The sequence below is a fragment of the Bradyrhizobium sp. Mp27 genome, assembly GCF_029953005.1.
GTDB classification, from domain to species: Bacteria; Pseudomonadota; Alphaproteobacteria; order Rhizobiales; family Xanthobacteraceae; genus Bradyrhizobium; species Bradyrhizobium barranii.
This window is the reverse complement of record NZ_JASAUS010000363.1, coordinates 1-3119: the sequence shown is the minus strand read 5'-3', so window position 1 is coordinate 3119 and position 3119 is coordinate 1. Positions and strand designations below refer to the sequence as shown.

The following is a 3119-nucleotide window of genomic DNA, read 5'->3' as shown; positions in this document are numbered from 1 at the left end:
CGCCCTCCCGACGCAACGACAAAACCGTAAAGCCCCGCGTTCAGCATAACCCGGCAGGAATCCACTTAAATCCAGCGGGGCGCTGTCCAAACAACCGGGGCCAGCTCTATGTGAATAGGCTGTGTTGATGCCGAAAAGTGTGACCGCACACAATCCCATCGTGCGCGCTACGATCAACCGATAGAGATGCACCGAGCGCCCATTGGAACTGGTCATGGAAACCTCCGTTTCCCTGCATGGGCGTGGGTCGCCGGAACCGCGCGAAGGTTCAACCGGAAGCACAGGGAGGTGCCGATCACTTCCTATGCATGGCTTTGCTTTTTGCGTGACGCCGAGTCAATTTGGCTTCTTGGCCTATAGCGAAGTGGCTGAGTTTTTCGCTTTTGACCCTGAGCGGAAGTCCGGGAGCTGATCGCTCCGCAGCGGCCAAATGGCGCGTTTCAGGAGCGCTAAAGGGAGGCTAGAATAACTGCCTGCAAGCACCTTAGCGCACAAGCGCATACGTGCAAGCACCTCAGCGCAGACGCCGGCCTCCGGCTCCTCCGCGGCTGGCATCAGCGAAAAATCATGGGAGGTTTCTCGATGAAATCGCTGGCCTATGTAACTCTATTTGTCCTCGCGCTTACCCCGAGCTACACCTTCGCTCAACAGTCAACCGGCCACAAGATGAGCGACGAGGAGCTCATTAAGCTGTCGTTGTCCGCGGCACCCGAGGCCATCGCCAAAGACGCAACGATCGTCGCAATGGATCATGACGGCAAGATGCGGACCTTGCGCAAAGGAACTGGGCAGTGGACGTGCATGCCCGGTCATGCCGATCCAGCCAACCCCGATCCGATGTGCGGCGATCAAAACGCGATGGAATGGGCGACGGCATGGATGGCTCACAAAGAGCCGCCGGCGAATAAGGTGGGGTTCATGTACATGCTCCAAGGGGACGGAGGTGCAAGCAACACCGACCCCTATGCAACAAAAGAAGAGCCCGGCAACAATTGGATTAAAACCGGCGCACACGTAATGATCGTGGGCTCTGGCGCTAAGATGTTGGATGGTTATCCACGCGACGCGAAGGCCGACCCAACGAGGCCCTATGTGATGCGGCCTGGCACGCAATACGAGCATTTGATGCTGCCGGTCCGCTGACCTCGCGATCCTGCATTCGCGCCAGTACGGTTCTGTGCGGGGCCGCGCGCGATGAAACGCGCCTCCCTATCGGTCCTGCTGTCCCGCAGGAGTCCGCTTGTGGGCCCTTAACCAACCTTGGCATCGGCACCAATGTCCGCTGCGCGACCAGCTGCCGCTCCAATGAAACGCGTTGTAGCCCAAGGCTTACCGGCACAAGATAGGAGAGACTACCGAAGTGATCTACGCAATGGTGTAGTGTGCTCCATCCAAAGAGCAAGCGGATCGGACAGCAAAATCGAAATAGGCGATGTGGATACTGGTCGACGCGTGCTCGCAACAATTTTTAGACCCAGCGAATTCAATTGGAGCTGGCAAGCAAGAATCAGAACAACGGAGTCGCCGCGGTGACATGCATGATTGACTCTCCCACGCGCTTTCGAAAGTTTGGAGCTTTGGGAGAACTACTTGAAGAAAGCTACGTTCGATGCCCGGTTCCGGCCTGAACGAGGTGGCGATCGAGTACGCGGAATTTGACATCGAGCCTGTCCACTATTCTTCAGGCGCAGCGCCTGGGTAGACCTTGCATCTTTTTCCCAGAAACTGTGTCAGATCTTGTTGGGCAAAGGTAAGCCACCTCGCCCGTCCTCCCGGCACCGGGGCTGGTACCTTTTTATTGCAACTTGTTCACCGTCACCTCGAGGGGCAACGCTGCGACGGCAGATCTAAGCGCGATTTTGATCAGCGTAATGAAAGACGGAGGCCGCCCAACAGGCGGCCTCTGCTCTTTACACGGGTGCAGCGCGAAACTGAAGTTTTTTGCTGGCTTTTCCCGCACGAGGGCTTCAGACTTGCTCCATTGAGAGTCTTAATTTTAGGGACATTGCGATGGGAAAACCTGCCGTTTCCCGTGATGCCTTTCGCGGGTTGTTCGCTTTCTATGCTGCCAAGGCTCATCATGACCATAAACCCGAGGGCGAACATTGCCTTCTGCAGCTATTCGGATCTGCGGAAGACATCCCCGATAGTTTGCTGCTGCAGTGGTCGGACAGAGTTGAGCTGCTCGGTTCCGAAACCGTTGGCCGCTTAATGGAGCCGCGCGCCCGTCAAATCACGGATGGCAACGCGCGATACGACCATGCCAGTGACTTTCTCCACGCGCTCCTGAGAGACCTCGGACAAAAGGTGCAGTGAGATCAAAACCGCAGCGCTATGGTCGCGGCGCGCAATTTTCTGCGCTGCTCTTTCCGCGCTTGCGATCAACTTGGATTTCGTAAGAGACCTTCTGCCCCTCAGCCATGCCCGATAAGTCGGCGCGCTCCACTGCGCTAATATGCACGAAAACATCCTGGCCGCCGTCATCGGGCTGGATGAAACCGAATCCCTTGGTTGCGTTAAATCACTTCACAATGCCCTGTCGCCACGTCCGCCTCCCGGTTGAACAATGAGCATAGCCTAGGTCGACCGCGGAGCTGACAAGCAAAATCCCGCAGCGCGCGAACGTCCAGTAGTGTTTTCGAAGCAATCAGTGGTCTGATAACAGGGCAAGCGATTTGCAGGCGACGACCGGCGCTGGGAATGTGAACTAGTTCACCGATCGGGAAAAAAGCTCACTACCATGGATGAGAACGGGCGAAGATACTTCGCTCCTGCGATGTCTTGCATGCTGCTCGGGGGCGCTGCCTCGTCGAGCAAGCGATGGAATGGGTTAGTGTATCCGTCACAGGAAGACACGATGATCGATGACCAACTGGCGCGTGCACATCGCAAAAATATTCAACGCTATCGCGCAAGCAGCCCATTTCCATCTCCGCGTCACTGCGCCCGCGCTAACGACATGCAGGCTCAGTTGGAAAAGCTCCGCACAGATGCGGCTCGAGCGCGCTGATCAGAGCTGGCCCCGGTTGTTTGGACAGCGCCCCGCTGGATTTAAGTGGATTCCTGCCGGGTTATGCTGAACGCGGGGCTTTACGGTTTTGTCGTTGCGTCGGGAGGGC

At 56.9% G+C, this 3119-nt stretch carries 3 protein-coding genes and 1 pseudogene; 2 read left to right on the top strand and 2 right to left on the bottom strand.

Going from position 1 to position 3119, the window contains the following annotated elements; all coding sequences use genetic code 11:
* Nucleotides 1-216: hypothetical protein (locus QJT78_RS49765; RefSeq protein ID WP_281460814.1), on the bottom strand; the 216-nt coding region annotated here is incomplete at its 3' end.
* Nucleotides 217-582: 366 nt separating this feature from the next.
* Between QJT78_RS49765 and QJT78_RS49760 the strand changes: the two genes are divergently transcribed.
* Both QJT78_RS49760 and QJT78_RS49755 read left to right on the top strand, forming a co-directional pair.
* Nucleotides 583-1143 (top strand): hypothetical protein, encoded by a 561-nt coding sequence (locus QJT78_RS49760; RefSeq protein ID WP_281460813.1) that lies wholly within the window; start codon nt 583-585, stop codon nt 1141-1143.
* Between the two features lie 867 nt (nt 1144-2010).
* Nucleotides 2011-2316, top strand: coding sequence for a hypothetical protein (locus tag QJT78_RS49755; RefSeq protein ID WP_212496817.1), 306 nt, complete (start codon nt 2011-2013; stop codon nt 2314-2316).
* 16 nt (nt 2317-2332) lie between these two features.
* On the opposite strand, the pseudogene QJT78_RS49750 reads toward QJT78_RS49755, so the two are convergent.
* Nucleotides 2333-2533: pseudogene (locus QJT78_RS49750) on the bottom strand (cold-shock protein).
* Between the last annotated feature and the right edge of the window lie 586 nt (nt 2534-3119).

Excerpts from the sequence above, each read along its gene's own strand:
- QJT78_RS49760 (WP_281460813.1), top strand. The coding sequence starts at position 583 with ATGAAATCGCTGGCCTATGTAACTCTATTTGTCCTCGCGCTTACCCCG.
- QJT78_RS49755 (WP_212496817.1), top strand. The coding sequence starts at position 2,011 with ATGGGAAAACCTGCCGTTTCCCGTGATGCCTTTCGCGGGTTGTTCGCT.